The sequence below is a fragment of the Ruegeria sp. AM5 genome, from assembly GCF_056540645.1.
Window position 1 is genome coordinate 1 of sequence record NZ_JBQFXC010000005.1, and the last position, 18,410, is coordinate 18,410.

Here is an 18,410-nt window from a genome sequence, read left to right on the forward strand (position 1 = left end):
CGCCCGCCAGCGCCGGAAACCATCATCCCGATGGATCACAGGCCGATGATGCACTAACAATCAAATTGGACCAGTCAGATGAGGCTGCTCAATGCTTAGATAGGCTTATGAATTTGTCATCTACCTCTCTTTGGGTTGGCAGAATCCAGGTTTCAGCAGATATCTCGTCCGAGAAAACAGCGGCGTAAGCAGGCCCGATGTCTATTGGCCTTATCTGCCGCGCAGAGTTGGTCCTTCGTATTTGCTGGTAGTCAGGTAACGTTAGTTTGGGAGTAAGATATGGAATTACCAACACTAACGTACGAAATGATAGCCGTGCTGAGTCTATTGTCTTTTACGGTCTTACTTTTTGTTACCGAAATCATACGGATCGATGTTGCAGCAATTCTTGTTATGGTTCTGCTTGGTGCACTGAGCTATCTCCCGGGGCTAGGTAATCTTGCAGATGTATCCAAGCTCTTTGAAGGTTTTTCCTCGAACGCTGTGATGTCTATCATCGCAGTTATGATAATCGGGGCGGGGCTTGATAAGACGGGGCTCATGTCAAAGGTTGCGGCCCTGATCCTCAAGAATGGAGGCACGACAGAGGCTCGGATAATCCCGATTATTTCAACTACGGTTGGTGTGATCAGCTCTTTCATGCAGAACGTGGGAGCTGCTGCGCTTTTTCTACCTGTTGTGAGCCGCCTCTCAGCACGTACGGAAATCCCAATGAGTAGGTTGCTGATGCCCATGGGGTTTTGCGCGATACTGGGTGGTACCATCACACTAGTCGGGTCGTCCCCCCTCATCCTGTTGAATGACCTGATTGTTTCGGCAAACTCATCCCTTCCTTCTGACCAGCAAATGGAGACATTTGGGCTGTTTTCAGTCACGCCTATCGGTGTGATGCTAGTGCTGACTGGGGTGCTTTACTTTGTGCTCTTTGGTCGTTGGGTTCTCCCTGCACGGCGCGATCGTGGAGAAGACGCAAGCTCAGCCCGGTCCATGCAGACCTATGTCGAAAACACCTATGGGCTAAGGGCTGATATGTTCGAGATACGTGTTCCTGAAGGTTCGATCATCATCGGGCAAACGCTCGCAGATCTAATGGTCGCCCATAACATGTACATTCTTGGCACATCTTATCGCGGCCACAAGGTCATCGCGCCGATGGCAGATACCAAGATCGAAGCCCCGGCGCGGCTTGCAGTACTTGGCCTGCGTCGGGTGGTTGAGCAACAGTTCGCTGAGCCTTACGGCTTGGAGATCCTACCCCAACTAGATGTCTTTGCGGATGATTTTGCCGCGACGCAGTCTGGGGTGGCAGAAGTTGTTATTCCACCCGGTTCTTCAGTGATCGGCCAAACTCCGATTGATCTGCGCCTCCGTCAGACACATGGTTTGTCTCTGCTGGCCATTCAGCGCGGCGAAGAAACACTGAGCCATGTTGAAACCGAAGATCATTCAGCAACGCATATCGGGCAAGTCCCTTTGCAGGTCGGTGATACGTGTGTGGTTCACGTGCAGTGGGACCGTCTGACACGACTGAAGTCGGACAGGGATTTTGTTGTCGTAACTTCAGACTTTCCCCAAGAAGAGCTACGGCCACACAAGGTCGGCTGGGCGCTTGCTTTCTTCCTAATAGCGTTGAGCTTAATTCTGTTTTCCGATCTGCGCTTGTCATTATGCCTGTTGATCGGCGCTATTGGGATGGTGATGAGCCGGGTGCTCTCGATTGACGAAGCCTACGAGTCGATAAGTTGGAGTACTGTTTTTCTACTCGCTTCACTGATCCCGCTAGGTCAGGCCGTTCAGAACACCGGCACTGCGGATTGGATTGCAGCGCATGTGTTGACCCTTCTGAAGGGGTGGCCGATCTGGTCTTTGCAAGCAGGGATTGCCGTTTTGGCAACGGCGTTCACGCTGGTCATGTCCAATGTAGGCGCAACTGTCCTGCTGGTACCACTAGCAGTTTCTATTGCCGTATCCGCGGGTGGCAATCCGGCTGTGTTTGCTCTCACGGTGGCAATATCAACGTCCAACTCATTTTTGATCCCAACACACCAAGTGAACGCGTTGATCATGGGCCCGGCAGGCTACCGGGTGGTCGATTTCGTTCGCTCAGGTGGAATCATGACTCTACTTTTCTTGGTTGTCTCAATGACCGGACTTGCGCTCTTCTTCTGATGCGCTTCTTGGCGATCCGCATTGATGAAATCTGGTTCAGCTCAGAAGAACTGGCAAGATGAGGTCTTTGAGACCAATCCTTTTGTTGGAGCGGCAAATCCGAGATCTATACAAATGGACCTTCGCTGCGAGCAAGAGAAGAAGGGCGGCGAACAAAAATGCAAACCTGACGTCGATATACGCTGGTACTGGACCGTTTCTGTTTTATCGATCACTGTTGCTTGGCCAATACCGTCGGCATATTGGAGAGTTCACAATGAAGTTCCTTCGAACACCTGACCATCGGTTTGACGGGTTGCCAGATTTCGCATTCGGCCCGAATTATCTTGATGTGGATGATACCGAAGGCGGTCTTCTCCGACTGCATTATTTGGACGAGGGACCGGCCCATGCATCACCAGTATTGTTGATGCATGGAGAGCCAACCTGGTGCTTCCTTTACCGGTGCATGATTCAGTTATTCAAGGACGCGGGCCATCGAGTTCTGGCTCCTGATTTGATTGGGTTTGGACGGTCGGATAAACCAACAGAGCGATCCGATTACACCTACCAACGCCATGTAGACTGGATGTCCGAGTGGTTGCGGAAAGTTGACCTGACGGGCATCACGTTGGTTTGCCAGGACTGGGGTGGTCTAATAGGCTTGCGGTTGGTTGCAAGTATGCCCGAGCGGTTCTCGCGCGTAGTTGTGGCAAACACGGCCTTGCCCACCGGTGACGCACCCTTGAGTGAGGCATTTCTTTCTTGGCGGGAATACTCGCAGTCCGTGCCTGAATTTAATTCGGGACGCATTGTATTCGGCGGCACATCATCCAAGATTTCCGATGAAGAAGTCGCAGCATACAACGCACCGTTCCCAGATGCGCGCTATCTGGCAGGCGCTCGAGAGTTTCCAGTGTTGGTGCCCGACTCGCCCGACAATCCAGCTTCAGAAGCCAACCGAGCCGCATGGAAAACCTTCAAGACCCTCAACACTCCGTTTCTGACTGTTTTTGGAGAAGATGACAGGGTCATGGCTGGAGTAGACAAACTGTTCCAAAAGTCGATCCCTGGGGCAGTTGGTCAAAATCATACAGTTGTGCCAAAAGCCGGGCATTTCATTCAAGAAGATGCCGGCACAGAGCTAGCACATGCGACTTTGAAATTCATTGAGCAGACATAGCGGCTATCAGATTAGTGTCTTCCCCTGCGGCCTCAACTCACACCAAATTTGCGACGCAAATGCTCAGCTAAGGCTGTTATGCGACGTGGTTGGGCCCGGCTCGGTGGAAACATCATTTGCAAAGGTTTCGGCGATGGGAGGAAGTCGCGCAAGACAGAAACAAGTCTGCCAGATCGAACATCGTCGCCCACATCCAGTTCGGACTTCAAGACGACCCCATGGCCTGCAATCGCCCAATCGCGGATGAGTGAACCATCATTGACAATTCGATTTCCCTTTACCGATACGCGCTGGGCATTTGGTCCTGATCCAAACTCCCAAACGTTGTCGATCATGTCGCCAAACCTCATCACCAAGCAGTTGTGGTTTAATAGATCTTCTGGTTTTTTAGGCGTTCCGAATGAGGCCAGGTAACTTGGGGACGCACAAACGAAACGTTGGTAGCTTCCCAGATTTCTCAACCTGAGTGAGCTGTCCGTAATGTTGCCGAAGCGAACGGCGAGGTCGAAACCCTGGCCTACGAGGTCGACATAACCGTCCGAGAGGGACAGTTCGATTGAGACGGCAGGGTTCTTTTCGGTGAATTCGGCAATAACCTCGGAAACAAAGCTCCGTCCCAAGTCAATGGGCGCGCTTATGCGAATTGGACCAGACAGAGTTTCGGCGCCGTGCCGAACAAGTGTGTCCAGGTCCGCAACCTCACTGAGAACGTTTCTTGCTCCATTAGCGAGTGTCCGGCCTTCTTCGGTCAAGCTGATAGAACGGGTGGTGCGGTTGAACAAAACCACGCCGTAATGTACCTCCAGAGCCGCGAGCCGTTCGGACACTGTCGTACTCGACAACCCTGTCTCACGCGCTGCGGCCACAAGACTGCCTTTCTCGGCTATGGTCAGAAACAAGCGAAGATTGTCTAAAAGCATTAAACGGAATTTCCGGATTATATGTTCGATCTTGCCCTGTTTATCCCGAAAGAACTGCGGCGTAAATCTTGCGCATCGCTCAAGAACACATGGGACCTATTCCAATGGCCAAGCTGACAATCGTCGCCAACATCAAAGCCAACCCTGACAAAATTGACCTCGTAAAGGCCGAGCTCATCAAGCTCATCGACATAACCCGAGCCGAAGAGGGTTGCATCAACTATGACCTGCACCAGGACAACGACAACCCGGCTCATTTCGTGTTCTACGAAAATTGGGAAAGCCGAGAGCTTTGGCAAACCCACATGGGTGCTCAGCACCTTGCGGCTTACCTGGAAGCAACAGAAGGCGCCGTTGCAGAATTCACGCTAAATGAGATGACAGTCATCGGTTGATAAAGAACCGGACAAAGGAGCACGTTATGAAAGCCGTGGGATACCTTAAGACAGGGTCGATTGATCGGGCGGACGCCTTAATCGACTTCGAGGCCGATAAACCGACGCCGAAAGGGCACGACTTGTTGGTGAAGGTGCAGGCCGTGTCAGTGAACCCAGTCGATACGAAAATTCGGCAAAAACGTGCTCCTGTAGGTCCAGCACCTGATATTCTGGGGTGGGACGCAGTAGGGATCGTCGAAGCAGTTGGCGAAACGGTTGAGACTTTCAATCCGGGAGATACTGTTTGGTACGCCGGGGCAATAAACCGGCCGGGAACCAATGCCGAGTTTCATCTGGTAGATGGACGTATTGTCGGAGCTGCGCCAAAATCGATACCTGCAAAGGCAGCTGCGGCGATGCCGCTAACGACGCTTACTGCCTTTGAGATGCTTTTCGACCGCTTGCGAGTGCAAGATGCCGTTTACGGCGGAACCAATACGTTGCTGGTTATTGGTGGCGCAGGTGGTGTCGGGTCAATCACGATTCAATTGGCGCGGGCTCTCACTGAATTGACAGTGATAGCGACGGCGTCCCGACCCGAGACACAAGACTGGGTTCGAGAGCTTGGGGCACACCATGTCATCAATCATGCGGAACCTTTTGGCTCACAACTCGAGGCGCTAGGTATCGAAAGCGTGGATTTCATCTATTCAACAAACCAGTCCCAGCTGTATGCTTCCCAAGCTGGAGAGGTGATGACACCTCAAGGTCGCTTTGGGTTGATCGATGATCCTGAAACCTTCGACATCGCGCCGTTCAAACCCAAATCGATCTCATTGCATTGGGAGTTCATGTACACTCGGTCGCTTTTTGGGACTGAAGATATGAACCGTCAAAGCGAAATCCTGAATCAGGTCGGCGGTTTGATAGACAATGGAAAGATCAGATCCACAGCGACCGATACACTTGGTAGGATCAATGCTACAAACTTAATGAAAGCGCATGCTATCCTCGAAAGCGGAAAAGCCAAAGGTAAGCTTGTGCTTGAGGGTTTTTAATGAGAATTGAACGGCTGGATCATGTGAATATTGTGACGACTAGGTTGCCTGAGATGGTTACTTGGTATGAAAATGTCCTGGGTTTGAAACCCGGGGCCCGCCCCGATTTTCCGTTTCCCGGAGCATGGTTGTATACGGGTGATGACGCCGTGGTTCATCTTGTGGGTCATGAAGGAACACCTAACGTTGGCTCCGAAGTGAAGCTCAAGCTCGAGCATTTTGCGCTCTCAGCCACGGGGTTGAGCGCATTCGAAGAAAAACTGATCTCGAGTCAGATCCAGTATCGCAAAACTGAAGTCCCTGGGACTCGAATGGTCCAAATCCATGTGGCCGATCCTGATGGAAATCACATTCATATTGACTTCGATGACACCGAGTAATTGGTCAACTTTCGAAATAGTCGGAGCACAAAATCAAGCTCGCAACTTCTTGTCGATTAGTAATTGAGATTCTTGCCGGGTTGCTCCCCGGAATTGCGTGGGCCAACATTTTTGGGTGGTACAAACGTCGATTTGGAGATCAGCATGCCGGACCTCGAAACAAACAAGAAAAACGTCATCGCTTTCTACGAAATGATGTTCAACGAGTGTCGACCTGCCGAGGCCATAGCAACCTTTGTTGGTGATACCTATACGCAGCACAACCCGCATGTTGGCGACGGAAAGCAAGCGTTTATCGAATATTTCGAGCGCATGGCCGCCGAATACCCGGGAAAGCGTGTGGAAATCAAACGTGCGTTTGCTGAAGGCGATCACGTTGTTCTGCATTGCCATCAAATCTGGCCCGATGGTCTCGAGTACGCAGGGATCGATATTTTTCGCCTGGATGCTGATGGCAAGGTTGTCGAACACTGGGACGTTCTTCAGGAAGTTCCAGCAAACAGCGAGAATAAAAACGGCATGTTTTGACTTAACCGTTCTGACAGCGGTGCATTGAACTTCGAAAGGCCCTGTCGGCTAAACCACCATAGTCAAAGGGCATAAGTCTGATCCAAGAAACCCGCCAAAGCGTATCTACCAAGAACCCTTTAGCAAGGAGATAAATATGCTCCCGACCAGCATTCTTGCGGCGACCCTTGGATTGTTTGCAGCTACTTCGCTTCAAGCTGGTGTACAAATTCGCTTCATAGAAGGCGCACCCAAGGACCGTTTTGTTCTGACAAACGTCGGAGCGTGCGAAGTAGATGCCTCGACCCTCAAAATCGACTTGTCGCAATCTGCCGGACGTTTGATTTTCGACGTTACCGAAAAAGGCGCGGGTGTAGAGGTATTCCAACCTCTCGAATTCGTTGAGGGTGCTGATGCACTGCGTCAAATTCCTTCGGTTGTGGACGGGCAAAACACAATTGAACTTGAGATAGCCTCCCTCGCGGCTGGGGACAAACTCGCCTTTACCATCGATGTTGATGATACAATCGGGCAACGCGAAATCACCGTAACCGGGTCCGAGATCGAAGGCGCAACAGTGTCATATGCCGACGCAGTTGAGACCAAAACTGCAACCTTCTCTTCCGACGCAGTTGTCAACGTAGCGACCAAGGACTGCTGAAAGCTGCCTTACAATGTCGAACTGGATGGTCCGCATAGCATTTCTTGCCCTCGTGATGGGAGGCGGCATCCTGATCGGGATATTGACCGCACCCGGCGATTGGTATGCGCAGCTTTCTAAACCCGCCTTCAACCCACCAAATTGGGTTTTTGGCCCAGTTTGGACGGCGCTCTATGTCTTGATTGCTGTGACGGGTTGGCGTCAGTTTGAAACAGACCGAAGTTCGACCGCAATGAAGCTGTGGTGGGCGCAGATGGGTCTGAACTTTTTGTGGTCCCCAGCCTTTTTCGTACTGCAACTGCCGTGGTTTGCCCTTGTGGTCATTGTCGCGTTGTTGGCCGTAATCTTCATGTTCATCGCTCAGGTCAGGAATTCAGATCAGGTTTCCGCATTGGCCTTTCTGCCTTACTTCTCGTGGGTTGCATTTGCCACGGCGCTGAACCTTTCCATTGCGATATTGAACTGAGGAAGAACAATATGCGTGGCAACTTCGTTGGGCTTGTTTCAGGTCTATTTATTATCGGATCTACAATGGCGCAGGCTGATGGAAATCTTGCTGAGGACTTCTCCGAGTCTCCGGAGACGCGTTGGGACTACATTGCCGACACCGTCATGGGAGGGGTCTCTTCAGGGCAGGTGCAGTTTCATTCGGAAGGTGATGTTGCATTCGCGCGGTTGACCGGAACCGTGAGTACAGAAAACAACGGCGGCTTCATCCAGTTCCGACGCAAGTTGCCTGTTCGACCAGATGAGGGTGTATCGGGCGTCAGGCTGTTGGTACGGGGGAATGGCGAGCAATACTTCGTCCACCTCAGGACACGTGGCACGGTGCTTCCATGGCAATACTATCAGGCCGCGTTCGCAACTTCTGACAACTGGACCGAATTCTGGTTACCTCTCTCAGGCTTCAAGGCTTCAGGCGCCATGTTGCGCGCTATTCCCGTTGCTGACGAAATCACCTCAGTTGGAGTTGTAGCCTACGGGAGAGATCACGAGGCCCGCGTAGATGTCAGCGAGATTGGTTTCTATTGAAGGTTTCCCAAGAGAGGGCTGCAATCTTCAAATAGGTCTGTTTGGAACCGCGCGGGATCTAAATTTACAAACCATCTTCCCGATGGAATACATTCCGTTGATGCCCGAGCATCAATTTGGACAGGTCTGATCAGGCTGCTCAACAACAGCAACCGACATTGCCAATCCAATTGTCTTTGCTCATCGTTTCCAAGCGACTAAATTGGGTCCATGGAAGAAGTCACTCGACTGACCGAATGGATGATTACAGAAGGTCGTCGCTCCGGTGATCCTGTAAAGGTGGTGTCACAGTTTTGTTCCTCCTTGATCGAAGCCGGAGTGCCGCTATGGCGGGCAAACATTGGCCAGCGCTTTGCCAACCCATTGCTTATTGCCTGGGGGGTAGTTTGGACGCCTGAAGGCACCGACAGCTACGACGTCACTCATGAGACGATGTTGACAGATGGTTATGTCGGGAGTTCATTCGAGTATATTCTTGCGAACAGAAAGCCACTTCACAAAAGTCTACGGCGACTGGACTTGGAAACAGAGCATTCATCCTATCTTGAATTTGCAGAGCAGGGTGGCACCGACTACTACGCTACTTTGCTCTATTACGGCGATGGATCGCTGCATGGATGTACGTTCGTTACTCAGGCAAAGGATGGATTCTCGCCCGAACATCTTAGGCTGATTGAAGCGGCCTTACCGGCCCTTTCTTCCGCCTTGGAACCTGTCACGATGCGAAAATCGTCTAAAGGTCTGCTTCGAACTTATTTAGGAGATGGACCTTCCGAGGCCGTCTGGAGCGGCAATATAAAGCGCGGAGAGCGAACAACTTTGGATGCCGTGGTTATGTTCACTGATCTGCGAGGCTTTACAGCACTTTCCGAGACCTCCCCGGAAGAAGATATCTTCGACACGCTTAGCGACTATTTTGATCTGGTGGTTAAAGCCGTAGAGGACAACGGTGGAGACGTCCTCAAGTTCATGGGCGATGGCATCCTGTCGATCTTTACTATTGAAGCTCAAAAAGACCATGCCGACCGCTGCAGAATGGCGGCTCTTGCAGCGCAGAGTGTGCTGAGTGGTTTGAACGCTATCAACACCAGACGAGACGGGTTTCAAAAACCGCCTTTGGATGTTGGTATTGGAATTAACGTTGGGCAGGTCAGCTATGGTAATATCGGCAGCCCCGGCAGGCTTGATTTCACAGTTCTGGGCGGGGCGGTGAACGTTGCAAGCCGAATTGAAGGTTTAACAAAATCAACTGGTCGGAGAGTGTTGGCGACGTCAGCCGTTGCAAGTGCTGCTCCGAACATGTTCGTTAGCTGTGGGGATCACGAAATACGTGGCCTTGCGCAGCCCATTGAATTGTTCTTTCTCACTGAAGATGCACAATAATCAGCTATAGTTATTCAAAACAATCTACCTTCGGCATCTTACGACATTAGATGATCGCTAGAAATGAAACACAAAGCGCAAAAATCCACTAAGGCACGGCAAGCTGAACGTAACTGTTAGAGTAACCGGAAACCGGGACTTGCCCGTTAACGTTCAGCTTCCCTGGAATGATGAACATGGCCATTGACTTTGGTAGCAGGCATTTTCCCGCCAGCAGTTGATAAAATGAATATCTAGTCTGTATTAAGAATTGGATATTGGGAAATATCTGCGACTGATGACCTATGTCTTTTCTGCCGCCATCTTCGCAGGCGTCGGTGACGGCCAAGCGATCAGGTAGTTTGCAGAAACCTAAAGCTGGGACCCAATTGGTAAAATACTTAATAACCCGGCAACTATGTGATCCCAGGCCGATCCTGTCGGCTCGAATTGGTACTCAAGAATGGTGCCATCATTGGCTCTTGTCGTCCATTTAAGCTGGCCAGCTTGCTCGAGCGTCACGTTATATGTGTATGCGGGTAGTGCGTCGTCCAAGGCTCCCATCGTCTGTGCAGTCAATGCTGGCGAGTCAATCAGAATTCCCATCTCGGTGTTGATGTTGACAGATCGCGGATCCCAGTTGAATGAACCCACGAACAAGTACTGGTCATCAATTGCAAATGCCTTGGAGTGCAGGCCTGACCTGGATTGAGCCCAGTTAATACCGCGGCGTTGGACTTGATAAGCGTCGGGTCGCAGCTCGTAGAGTTCTACTCCACCGCGTAGTAGTGCTCGGCGTTTCTTGGCGTAGTGTGCGTAAACGGGTGCGACGTCGTTAGATGCAAGTGAGTTGGTTACAACCTTTACGTCGACCCCACGGTTCTCGAGTTCGGTCAGCCATTTCACACCGTTGTTGCGCGGCACGAAGTAGGCGGACACGATGTTCACTTCACTGCTGGCATTCTCAAAGTACGGAAGCAATTGAGATGCAAGAACGGGACCTGAGTTCTCGAGGCCCGCGGCCTTTGAAGGCGGATCAGCATAAAGTTTCGCTGGCAGCCAATCCAGTAACAGGGCGCCATCCGCGAAGTTCTCTTTTGCCGACTTTCTGAGCGCTGCGCCGTACTGCGTTTGCTTCGCTTCCTCGACGAGTTCATTCAACCTGCTGCGCGCATCGCTCAGGTCAAATTCTTCGGGTTCTCCGACAACCACGCGAGCCGGAACAGCGAATTCGCTGTTCCAGTAAGCGTCAAAGCTACGTGACACTTCGCGTACAACTGGGCCTGCGGCCAGCACATCCAGATCAGCATAGTTCATTTCTTCCCGCGCCAAAAAATACTCGGCACCGATGTTTCTCCCACCTACAATCGTGAACACGTTGTCTGCTGTCATGGACTTGTTGTGCATTCTGCGATTGATGCGTTTGAAATCAGTCAGACCCGCGATCAAAAGGCTCTGATCTCGCCAGAACGGGTTGAACAGCCTTATTTCAATGTTTTTGTGATTGTCCAACGCAGCGGTCATCGCGTCGTAGCCGGACGTATCCATATCATCCAACAACAGCCTGACACGAACACCTCGATCCGCCGCTTGCAAGAGACTGGCAGCGAACAGGTGACCGGTTGGGTCGTCGTGCAGAAGATAGTATTGCGCGTCTATCGTTCGCTCGGCCGCAGTGGCCAACAACAGCCGTGATACGAGCGCTTCTTCTCCATCACTGATCAGCTTGATGCCTGACCGACCGTCTTTAGGATCCCCAAGGCGATTGGCCGCCTGACCCAGAGCCGTGCTGGAATTTGCCGGTAGCGCAGCTGATACCGTCTTTTCATACGTGCGGGTTTTCGGAGCGCAAGCGACAAGAAACAGCGCGCAACAAACACTAATCACGAACTTCCACAGCGCCATTGGCTTTCTCCAACCCTATGCCCTAGGTGACTACGCCCGAGCACGCGATTGCAAGTTTGTTCTATGAAGCCTGAGGTTGTTTCGTTCGCTAGTGTTGATTTCGTAACTCTCACAAGCGCCATGTTGTTGGTTTGCGATTTCGACACACCCCTAGTTCCAACGGACTATGGCAGAACCCAGATGCGTCGAACCACACCGCTCGTAACCAGTTTCCGTGTTATAAGTCTCTGATCAGGTAAAATGATGCTCTCTGATTTTGGAAGTTTAGGTGCTCTTAGCATTGACGTGTTACGATTCCACCCCACAGTTTTGACGCAGATTTTCGGAGCATCCAGAGTGTTTGTGAGGACAACCGCCTTATTGATTTTTGCTGTGTCGACCCCGGCCACGGCATTGCAGCTTCGCGAAACAGGGCGTTATGAACTTAATCAGCCCGCAAGTCTTGACTACGATCCGACCTTTTGTGGGTTGTGGATTGCGAACGAGGGGCCCGAGGCAATTCTCGTTACATTGCAAGGTGATGAATTGCGCCGTATATCCAGCGATCTCTTTCGGATCAAAGCAATTGCTGTTGAAGGGGATCACTTGTTGCTGGGCGATGGTCTCGGCAGTCTTCAACGTGTCACCAAGGACGGATCACGCCTGGGAGCACCCTTCGAATTGGAAGGTGGTTTCGCGGATACGGAAGGAATTGCGATCAACGCCAAGGGACAGATCGTGACCGTCGAGGATGACCCCGAACGGTTGTCGTGGTTCACTTCAGAGGGTGCTTTGACGGCGAGGTTGGATACCATGAAGCTCTCTCCTCCCTTGAGTGAGGCGCAGGGCATCGCGATTGATCCGCGTACCGGCCACATGTTGATTGTTGATGACTGGGAAGGGTCAAACAGCCTGTATGAGTTCACGGCAGATGGCCAACTTCTCGCCCAGCAAAGTTTGTTGGAATTCGGAACCGATCCAGAAGGCATCGCCATTAGGCCGGGGTCCAATCAACTGTTCGTTGCATTCGACGGTGGCGCGAAGATTGTGACATTTGACTACACGCCCACTTTGCCTGAAGGATCGCCGCCGCTCCCGCCGGGCGCGGATTGCATGATGTTCTGAAAATTTGGTTGCTTGATTCGGCTGGCGCAGGTTTCGGCTAGTCGCGCTCGCTGTCCAAAGTTTCGCGTATGAGCGTCAGATTAGGCAATGATTCATGGAACGGTTCAGGCCCGAGTTCGGACAAAACTGGAGCCAGGGATTCCGACATCCGCTCCATACAAGCTTTCAAAAACTCCGCGCCTTGCGGTGTAGGCCGAGCAATTTTCGAACGCTTGTCATTGGGGTTGGCTTCAAGAGTAATCAGGTCATGATTTTCAAGACTGGAAAGCATGTGCGTCATCGAAGTTTTAGGCACTTGAAACGCGTTCGAAAGTTGCTGTGGAGTTTCACCCTCGGGACGCCGTACCAGATGGCCCAAAACTCCGAATTGAGTCGCCGTCATTCTACCAGGCAAGAACGCTTCCAGCTTGGTCGAGATCAACTGATTGATGATCCCGACTTCGGTGAAGAACCGGTAAACTTCTTTGGTCTCATCTTCAGGCTTCATTCAGAATTCGTGTCTCCAGCGGCCAGCGGGGTGTGGCAATTGGTTCAGGTCCATACCCCAAACGCAGCAACATTTGCACCGTGTGGCCCGGTGACGCAAGAAGCTCATGCGCCAGAGCGTACTCATCGGCCATCTCAGGATACTCTTGAAGTGCCTGGCTGACCGGATGAACGCCTAGGCCCATTTCGGTTGTCTTCAGGTAGAAACGCATCAACTGACGTCCTGCATCGATTTGATCGCTTCGCGTATTTTTAGCTGTCGTGAGAACTGCGTACTGCGGTGTCGCGTCTAGCATAGCGAAATAGTCTTGCATGTGCGCCTGAGTGCCTGGGTGATCAACGTTCATCAGGGTCTCATTGTCCAATAGGCCGGTAAGTCGCAGCGTTTCCAGAAACGGATCGCGTAACTCAATCCCGTCCGGGTTGGCGTTGATTTCTGCTTTCCCGATCCGCATGAGGTCCACGGATTCTTTCAAGGTCTGCGGTGTTCGCATTTCGATTTCAAAAGCGCGTTTCGTGAGGTCTCGAATACGGACCACCAAATCTTCATCGGTAATCAAAGTTGCATAGTTGCCAAGCGTAGACACTTGATCGGCAGAGAGGCGCTGTTCTGTGTACGGTTCTTTGTTGGAATGCCGTTTGAGGATTTGATCTGAGAGTGGATCGGATGCCCCGCCAGATACAAACATCGCTTCTGCGATAGGTCCGTCATTCCCATCTGGCAGTAACTCGACCTCTGTATCAAACCCCTGTGCACCTGCTGCCAGAACCATCGTCTCAACAAATGCGCCGAGGCCAATATAGAGCTGGCGGTGGTAAGGGTCGGTTTCAGGAAGCTCACGTTCAGGATCACGGTGGATGCGCACTTTGTCTTGCCCAACCAACTCGATCAGCCAAGGTTGCAAATTGTGTGGATTGGGGGCGAGAATTGCGTAGGACAAAGCAGCCTTGCGTGGGTCATCATACGGTTTTGGCGTCCACGGAGCTAAAGCTTCATGGGGCGTACGTGTCGTGAGAAACCCAGCCGCGCCCGTTGCCGCCAGTATTGTGCCTCCGCCTAGAATCTTGAGAAAACGTCTTCGGTTTGGCATCTTGACTCTCCAATAGTACGATATCGAACTAAATTAATACGAAATCGTACTATTTCAACCCCAATCGATGCAGTGATTGTTTGAGCGACTAGAAAAAAGAATATCAGAGCAGCCGGAGGCAACTGCGGGTTGCCGTTATCGACAAGTATTCGGAGCGCCTTTAGTACCGAAAATAAGCAGATATTTTAGATGATTAATGGCCGGATACGAGAAGATCAGAGGCTGTTGAGCCGATGCTTTTCGAGTATCTCGCAAAGCATAGCCTTGGCTTGCAGCCTGTGTTCTCGATGACGTTCACGGGCGACATCCGGACGACCTTCACTAATCGCTTGGAAAACAACCCGATGATCTTCATTGGATTTGACGGGCAGGGGTCTGATGAACAAGGTCGTTGCGCGCGCGCGGCGCACCTGGTCGCTCATCATGGCGACAATCGCTTCGACCCGTTTGTTGCCGCCCAACCGAACGAGCTCTTGATGAAATAACTCATCGGCCTCGGCCCAGGCTTCAAGATCTTCGGCTTCGATGGCTCGGTCCATCTTCGCAATTGATCCAGCAAGTACTGCCAGTTCATCTTCTGAATAACCCGCTTCGGCAGCGCGTTGTGCAGCGAGGCTCTCGAGCTCCGTCAGGATGTCGTAGATTTCACGCATATCGTCTGATGAAACCGGCAGTATCCGCACGCCTTTGCGGGGCCGCATCTCCAACAACCCCTTGCTTTCCAACATCAGCGCAGCTTCCCGTATCGGGGTGCGGGACATACCAAGGGTTTCGGCGAGTTCCGACTCCAGGTGGTCAGTTCCGGCTGCAAGTTCGCCGGACAGGATCATCTGCCGCAAATCCCTAACGGCGCGTTGCGTATTGGAAAGAGTTTTTGCGTCTTGACCCTTCACGGCGTCTCCAGGTTGATCTTTCGTCCCTCCGCAGCCGAAAGATAGATGCTCTCTTCGATGCGGATCACGTCCAAATAGTCTCGGGCCGTGTTTTCCAGCGGCGTGCCCTTTACAAGGCCTGAAACGACGTGACTTTGCAAGGCGTGGACGCAATCGCCGCCAAATCCATTATGATCGCTTGGAGGTAGAATTTGCTGCTGCGCCTGCTTTCCAAAAGCGCGGAGTTCAACTGAACCATCGCCGTTAAGAACCAATGATCCTGTTGTTCCTTCAATGAGAGCTTCACCCATAGTTTGACGCAGGTTTTTGGCGCTGTGGTCAAGACACCTGTTCCCATCGAACAGAGCTTTCAAACCATTGGGATGATCAAACAGGATATAGCCGGCGTCCTCACCCGCGATAATGGGGTTCACTTGGCGCAAGTCCGCATAAACTGCGATGGGCGCATCGAACAAGAATCGGAATGTGTCTACCCAGTGAACTGCTGTTTCATGAACCAGGAAACGCGGCATGTCCTGAAAATACGGCTGCCGGTCAAGATAGGCGCGTGGTCCTTGTCCGTCGCCAGGCCGAAGCCGGAAAGTAGCTTGTAGAGGTGTACCAATTCGACCCCCGGTCATCGCCTCTTTGATCGCGCGATACCAAGGTTGAAAGCGAAAGTTCTCGTGTACAACAATAGTTGCTCCTACCGCTTCGGCCTCTGCAACAATTTTCTCAGCTTCATGCAGCGACATGCAGAAAGGTTTTTGGCAGATCAACCACTTTATTCCAGAGTGCAGCGCCGTTCGGATGGCATCGGCCTGCGCCAAAGGTGGAAGGATGATGTCCACGAGATCTGGTTTTTCCGCCTCTAGCATTTTTGACAGATCATCGTAAGCGGCCAGTCCTGTTTCTTTCGCCTTTTTGATGTCACGGTTGCAGGATGCAATCGGAACCGCTCCGGGCATTCGAGACCAGCTTTCGTAGTGGAACTTGCTGAAATACCCCGCACCTACGCACGCGACCGTGATGGCTTGTTGAGTATTCATGCCAACAATGCTTCCGATACCGATGAGGCTGCGTCCTGCGTTCCGGCGGTGCCACCAAGGTCACGCGTCAGGTTTTGACCGCTCTCAGTCACCTTTTCCACGGCTTCCCGTAAACGTTCGCCATCTTTGGACAGTTCTGGATGATTATGGGTCAACCCTAACCATTCAAGCATCATTGCCGCAGACAAGATCATCGCGAAAGGATTGGCAGTGTTTTGTCCCGCAATGTCCGGAGCAGAGCCGTGACAGGGTTGGAACACGGCGTGGTTCAACCCGATATCTGCTGAAGGAGCCAATCCAAGACCGCCCATAAGGCCGGCGCCAAGGTCGGAGAGAATGTCTCCGAACATGTTCTCAGTGACCAAAACATCAAATTCCCAAGGTTTTTGAACCATCCATAGAGCGGTGGCATCAACATAAGCATGGTCTGCCTGCAATTCGGGATGGTTTGCAGCTTCTGCATCAAACATCGATCTGAAGAACGCAAAGGCGCGGAATACATTGGCTTTGTCGACACATGTAACTCGACCCCGACCGCGCCCGGTTCTTTTGCGGTTCTGGGCGAGTTCAAACGCAAACCGGAACAGTTTTTCGGACACCTCACGAGTGATCAGCAGAGTTTCACGTGCTTCGTGTTCGGTAACTTCTCCAGCGCCTTGGGTGAAGAACAGTCCTTCTGTGCTTTCGCGTATCAAGACAAAGTCGATCTCTTTTCCGGGAGGCAGCGCCAAGGGGGTCATTTGTCCGCTGCTTACCTTTACTGGTCTTACACCAGCGAAAAGTCCCAGTTGCTTCCGCAGGTCGATCTGTGGTGAAATCTCGGTTCCGTCAGGGTAGCGAACATCCGGCAAACCCATTGCAGATAGCAGAATCGCGTCGGCGTGGCGCGCAGTTTCGAGTGACCCGGCCGGAAACGATTCTCCAGTTTTGGCGTAGTGGGCTGCGCCCGCTGGAGCGTCTGTAAACACCAGTTCGTAGGAAGGACTGCCGCGCGAGAGCTGACGCAGAATTTCAAGCGTAGGGGCCATAATTTCCGGGCCGATTCCGTCCCCGTGGAACACTGCCACATCATAACTTTTCTTCATCTTAGCCCGCTTCCTTCCCGTTTCGCATTCATAGCGCGATAGCAGCTTTCACTACAGTCCGTTGACAACGCATTCTTTAATGTATACGCAAATAAATGCAATAATAAACGCAAAGATGTTTGGGAGGACTTGGAAATGAAACTGAAGTTAGGGCAGTTGGCGGCTGCAGCCGTGATTGCAACCGGGATTTCAGGGGCTGCTACCGCGCAGGATTACCCTTACCGTGATATCACCACAGCTGTGGTCTGGGGGGCCGGTGGCGGCACGGACACGATCAACCGAATGATCATGGCCGAAATGGAAAAACACCTTCCAGTCTCGATCAATGTGATCAACCAAACCGGTGGGGTCGCAGGCTCCAACGGCATGGTCTACGTCATGAACCAACCAGACGATGGCTACACATTGGTTGGTCTGTCTGAATCGAACGTCACCGCTGCTGTGCAGGGTGGTTGGGATAAGAAATTTGACTTTTGGTATCCGTTTATTGTTGGCGGATCACCCGATCTGATCTCGGTTCCGGCGGACAGCCCTTACAATACTCTGGAAGAACTGGTCGACGCTGCCAAAGCCGCTCCTGGCACTATTCCCGCTGCCGCGTCCGGCGCGGGTTCGATCCACCACTTGAATCTTCTCGCCATCGAGAAAGGGTCCGGTGCAGAGTTCAAGTTTGTTCCATACAAAGGCTCAGCGCCCGGGCAGGAAGCGGCGATAGCAGGTGAGGTTGCGTTGGTTGTGACTTCGCTGGCTGAACAAGCTCCTTTGATCGAAGGCGGACAATTGAAGCCACTTGCGATGTTGACACCGGAAGATGCGCAGATTGCCGGAGCTACAGTGCCATCTGCCTTTGGCATCTATGACGGTCTCGACAAGTATCTGCCGCTAAAACAAGCCATCGGATTCGCCGTTCACAGCTCGGCTGGAGATGATGTGAAGGCGGCCCTCGGCGATGCGTTCGAGCAGGCGATTGCATCCGATACCGTCGCTGAATGGGCTGAGGCAAACAATTATGATGTCGGTGGTCAACACGGCGAAGAAGCTCAAGAATTGTTTGCGAACCTTGAGGCTACTTTTGCCTATACCTTGCAAGATTTGGGCGCTGCCACGGTCGATCCAGCCTCGCTGGGTATCGAGAAGCCCTAATCCGATCAACTTTGGAAGGGCGCGTCTGATCGCGCCCTTTCCTCTAG

20 protein-coding genes are annotated in these 18,410 nt (G+C 52.1%); 13 read left to right on the plus strand and 7 right to left on the minus strand.

Features of this window, described 5'->3' with window-relative positions:
• From ACR0AH_RS13360 to ACR0AH_RS13370, 3 genes are all read left to right on the plus strand, one after another.
• Window positions 1-188: hypothetical protein (locus ACR0AH_RS13360; protein ID WP_480592294.1), on the plus strand; the 188-nt coding region annotated here is incomplete at its 5' end.
• Window positions 189-279: 91 nt separating this feature from the next.
• Window positions 280-2,169, plus strand: coding sequence for an SLC13 family permease (locus ACR0AH_RS13365; RefSeq protein WP_480592296.1), 1,890 nt, complete (start codon window positions 280-282; stop codon window positions 2,167-2,169).
• A 256-nt stretch (window positions 2,170-2,425) separates the two neighbouring features.
• On the plus strand, window positions 2,426-3,331 hold the full coding sequence (locus ACR0AH_RS13370) for a haloalkane dehalogenase (protein WP_480592298.1): 906 nt from the start codon (window positions 2,426-2,428) through the stop codon (window positions 3,329-3,331).
• A gap of 32 nt (window positions 3,332-3,363) precedes the next feature.
• On the opposite strand, the gene ACR0AH_RS13375 is transcribed toward ACR0AH_RS13370, so the two are convergent.
• Complete coding sequence (locus ACR0AH_RS13375; RefSeq protein WP_480592300.1) at window positions 3,364-4,251, minus strand: LysR family transcriptional regulator; 888 nt, start codon at window positions 4,249-4,251, stop codon at window positions 3,364-3,366.
• A gap of 104 nt (window positions 4,252-4,355) precedes the next feature.
• Here ACR0AH_RS13375 and ACR0AH_RS13380 point away from each other — a divergent pair, with 104 nt between their 5' ends.
• From ACR0AH_RS13380 to ACR0AH_RS13415, 8 genes are all read left to right on the plus strand, one after another.
• Entirely contained in the window at window positions 4,356-4,646 is a 291-nt protein-coding gene (locus ACR0AH_RS13380) for a putative quinol monooxygenase (protein ID WP_170336714.1), read from the plus strand.
• Between the two features lie 26 nt (window positions 4,647-4,672).
• The gene (locus tag ACR0AH_RS13385) at window positions 4,673-5,686 is read left to right on the plus strand and encodes a zinc-binding alcohol dehydrogenase family protein (protein WP_170776374.1); all 1,014 of its coding nucleotides are present in this window, start codon (window positions 4,673-4,675) and stop codon (window positions 5,684-5,686) included.
• Window positions 5,686-6,066, plus strand: coding sequence for a VOC family protein (locus ACR0AH_RS13390; protein ID WP_170776375.1), 381 nt, complete (start codon window positions 5,686-5,688; stop codon window positions 6,064-6,066). The genes ACR0AH_RS13385 and ACR0AH_RS13390 overlap by 1 nt, the downstream gene beginning before the upstream one ends.
• Window positions 6,067-6,210: 144 nt before the next feature.
• Entirely contained in the window at window positions 6,211-6,594 is a 384-nt protein-coding gene (locus ACR0AH_RS13395) for a nuclear transport factor 2 family protein (RefSeq protein ID WP_480592302.1), read from the plus strand.
• Window positions 6,595-6,730: 136 nt separating this feature from the next.
• Complete coding sequence (locus tag ACR0AH_RS13400) at window positions 6,731-7,234, plus strand: aggregation factor core (protein ID WP_480592304.1); 504 nt, start codon at window positions 6,731-6,733, stop codon at window positions 7,232-7,234.
• Between the two features lie 13 nt (window positions 7,235-7,247).
• A complete protein-coding gene (locus tag ACR0AH_RS13405; protein ID WP_480592306.1) occupies window positions 7,248-7,700 on the plus strand; it encodes a TspO/MBR family protein in 453 nt (150 codons plus the stop codon).
• An 11-nt stretch (window positions 7,701-7,711) separates the two neighbouring features.
• The gene (locus ACR0AH_RS13410; protein ID WP_480592308.1) at window positions 7,712-8,266 is read left to right on the plus strand and encodes a CIA30 family protein; all 555 of its coding nucleotides are present in this window, start codon (window positions 7,712-7,714) and stop codon (window positions 8,264-8,266) included.
• Between the two features lie 210 nt (window positions 8,267-8,476).
• Window positions 8,477-9,649, plus strand: coding sequence for an adenylate/guanylate cyclase domain-containing protein (locus ACR0AH_RS13415; RefSeq protein WP_480592309.1), 1,173 nt, complete (start codon window positions 8,477-8,479; stop codon window positions 9,647-9,649).
• 351 nt (window positions 9,650-10,000) lie between these two features.
• Here ACR0AH_RS13415 and ACR0AH_RS13420 read toward each other — a convergent pair whose 3' ends face one another.
• Window positions 10,001-11,533, minus strand: a complete 1,533-nt coding sequence (locus ACR0AH_RS13420) for a phospholipase D family protein (RefSeq protein ID WP_480592311.1) — start codon at window positions 11,531-11,533, stop codon at window positions 10,001-10,003.
• 309 nt (window positions 11,534-11,842) lie between these two features.
• On the opposite strand from ACR0AH_RS13420, the gene ACR0AH_RS13425 reads away from it, so the two are divergent.
• Entirely contained in the window at window positions 11,843-12,637 is a 795-nt protein-coding gene (locus ACR0AH_RS13425) for a hypothetical protein (protein WP_480587422.1), read from the plus strand.
• A 37-nt stretch (window positions 12,638-12,674) separates the two neighbouring features.
• Here the strand turns inward: ACR0AH_RS13425 and ACR0AH_RS13430 are convergent, their stop codons facing one another.
• The 5 genes from ACR0AH_RS13430 to ACR0AH_RS13450 all read right to left on the minus strand — a co-directional run bounded on the left by ACR0AH_RS13430 (window position 12,675) and on the right by ACR0AH_RS13450 (window position 17,220).
• On the minus strand, window positions 12,675-13,124 hold the full coding sequence (locus ACR0AH_RS13430) for a MarR family winged helix-turn-helix transcriptional regulator (RefSeq protein ID WP_480592313.1): 450 nt from the start codon (window positions 13,122-13,124) through the stop codon (window positions 12,675-12,677).
• The gene (locus tag ACR0AH_RS13435; protein WP_480592315.1) at window positions 13,114-14,214 is read right to left on the minus strand and encodes an Acg family FMN-binding oxidoreductase; all 1,101 of its coding nucleotides are present in this window, start codon (window positions 14,212-14,214) and stop codon (window positions 13,114-13,116) included. Before ACR0AH_RS13435 ends, ACR0AH_RS13430 begins: the two co-directional genes overlap by 11 nt.
• 215 nt (window positions 14,215-14,429) lie before the next feature.
• Window positions 14,430-15,107 (minus strand): GntR family transcriptional regulator, encoded by a 678-nt coding sequence (locus tag ACR0AH_RS13440; protein ID WP_170408443.1) that lies wholly within the window; start codon window positions 15,105-15,107, stop codon window positions 14,430-14,432.
• Window positions 15,104-16,135 carry a Gfo/Idh/MocA family protein gene (locus ACR0AH_RS13445; protein ID WP_480592317.1) on the minus strand — a complete coding sequence of 344 codons (1,032 nt, stop codon included), beginning with the start codon at window positions 16,133-16,135 and terminating at the stop codon, window positions 15,104-15,106. Before ACR0AH_RS13445 ends, ACR0AH_RS13440 begins: the two co-directional genes overlap by 4 nt.
• Window positions 16,132-17,220: an isocitrate/isopropylmalate dehydrogenase family protein gene (locus ACR0AH_RS13450; protein WP_480592319.1), complete on the minus strand. Its 1,089-nt coding sequence runs from the start codon at window positions 17,218-17,220 to the stop codon at window positions 16,132-16,134. Before ACR0AH_RS13450 ends, ACR0AH_RS13445 begins: the two co-directional genes overlap by 4 nt.
• Window positions 17,221-17,355: 135 nt before the next feature.
• Between ACR0AH_RS13450 and ACR0AH_RS13455 the strand changes: the two genes are divergently transcribed.
• Window positions 17,356-18,363 (plus strand): Bug family tripartite tricarboxylate transporter substrate binding protein, encoded by a 1,008-nt coding sequence (locus ACR0AH_RS13455; protein ID WP_170513339.1) that lies wholly within the window; start codon window positions 17,356-17,358, stop codon window positions 18,361-18,363.
• The last annotated feature ends 47 nt before the right edge of the window (window positions 18,364-18,410 follow it).

Coding starts and splice junctions, on each gene's coding strand:
- ACR0AH_RS13445 (WP_480592317.1), bottom strand. CDS start 16,135: ATGAATACTCAACAAGCCATCACGGTCGCGTGCGTAGGTGCGGGGTAT.
- ACR0AH_RS13455 (WP_170513339.1), top strand. CDS start 17,356: ATGAAACTGAAGTTAGGGCAGTTGGCGGCTGCAGCCGTGATTGCAACC.
- ACR0AH_RS13385 (WP_170776374.1), top strand. CDS start 4,673: ATGAAAGCCGTGGGATACCTTAAGACAGGGTCGATTGATCGGGCGGAC.
- ACR0AH_RS13405 (WP_480592306.1), top strand. CDS start 7,248: ATGTCGAACTGGATGGTCCGCATAGCATTTCTTGCCCTCGTGATGGGA.
- ACR0AH_RS13400 (WP_480592304.1), top strand. CDS start 6,731: ATGCTCCCGACCAGCATTCTTGCGGCGACCCTTGGATTGTTTGCAGCT.
- ACR0AH_RS13420 (WP_480592311.1), bottom strand. CDS start 11,533: ATGGCGCTGTGGAAGTTCGTGATTAGTGTTTGTTGCGCGCTGTTTCTT.
- ACR0AH_RS13390 (WP_170776375.1), top strand. CDS start 5,686: ATGAGAATTGAACGGCTGGATCATGTGAATATTGTGACGACTAGGTTG.
- ACR0AH_RS13370 (WP_480592298.1), top strand. CDS start 2,426: ATGAAGTTCCTTCGAACACCTGACCATCGGTTTGACGGGTTGCCAGAT.
- ACR0AH_RS13395 (WP_480592302.1), top strand. CDS start 6,211: ATGCCGGACCTCGAAACAAACAAGAAAAACGTCATCGCTTTCTACGAA.
- ACR0AH_RS13450 (WP_480592319.1), bottom strand. CDS start 17,220: ATGAAGAAAAGTTATGATGTGGCAGTGTTCCACGGGGACGGAATCGGC.
- ACR0AH_RS13410 (WP_480592308.1), top strand. CDS start 7,712: ATGCGTGGCAACTTCGTTGGGCTTGTTTCAGGTCTATTTATTATCGGA.
- ACR0AH_RS13430 (WP_480592313.1), bottom strand. CDS start 13,124: ATGAAGCCTGAAGATGAGACCAAAGAAGTTTACCGGTTCTTCACCGAA.
- ACR0AH_RS13415 (WP_480592309.1), top strand. CDS start 8,477: ATGGAAGAAGTCACTCGACTGACCGAATGGATGATTACAGAAGGTCGT.
- ACR0AH_RS13375 (WP_480592300.1), bottom strand. CDS start 4,251: ATGCTTTTAGACAATCTTCGCTTGTTTCTGACCATAGCCGAGAAAGGC.
- ACR0AH_RS13365 (WP_480592296.1), top strand. CDS start 280: ATGGAATTACCAACACTAACGTACGAAATGATAGCCGTGCTGAGTCTA.
- ACR0AH_RS13435 (WP_480592315.1), bottom strand. CDS start 14,214: ATGCCAAACCGAAGACGTTTTCTCAAGATTCTAGGCGGAGGCACAATA.
- ACR0AH_RS13380 (WP_170336714.1), top strand. CDS start 4,356: ATGGCCAAGCTGACAATCGTCGCCAACATCAAAGCCAACCCTGACAAA.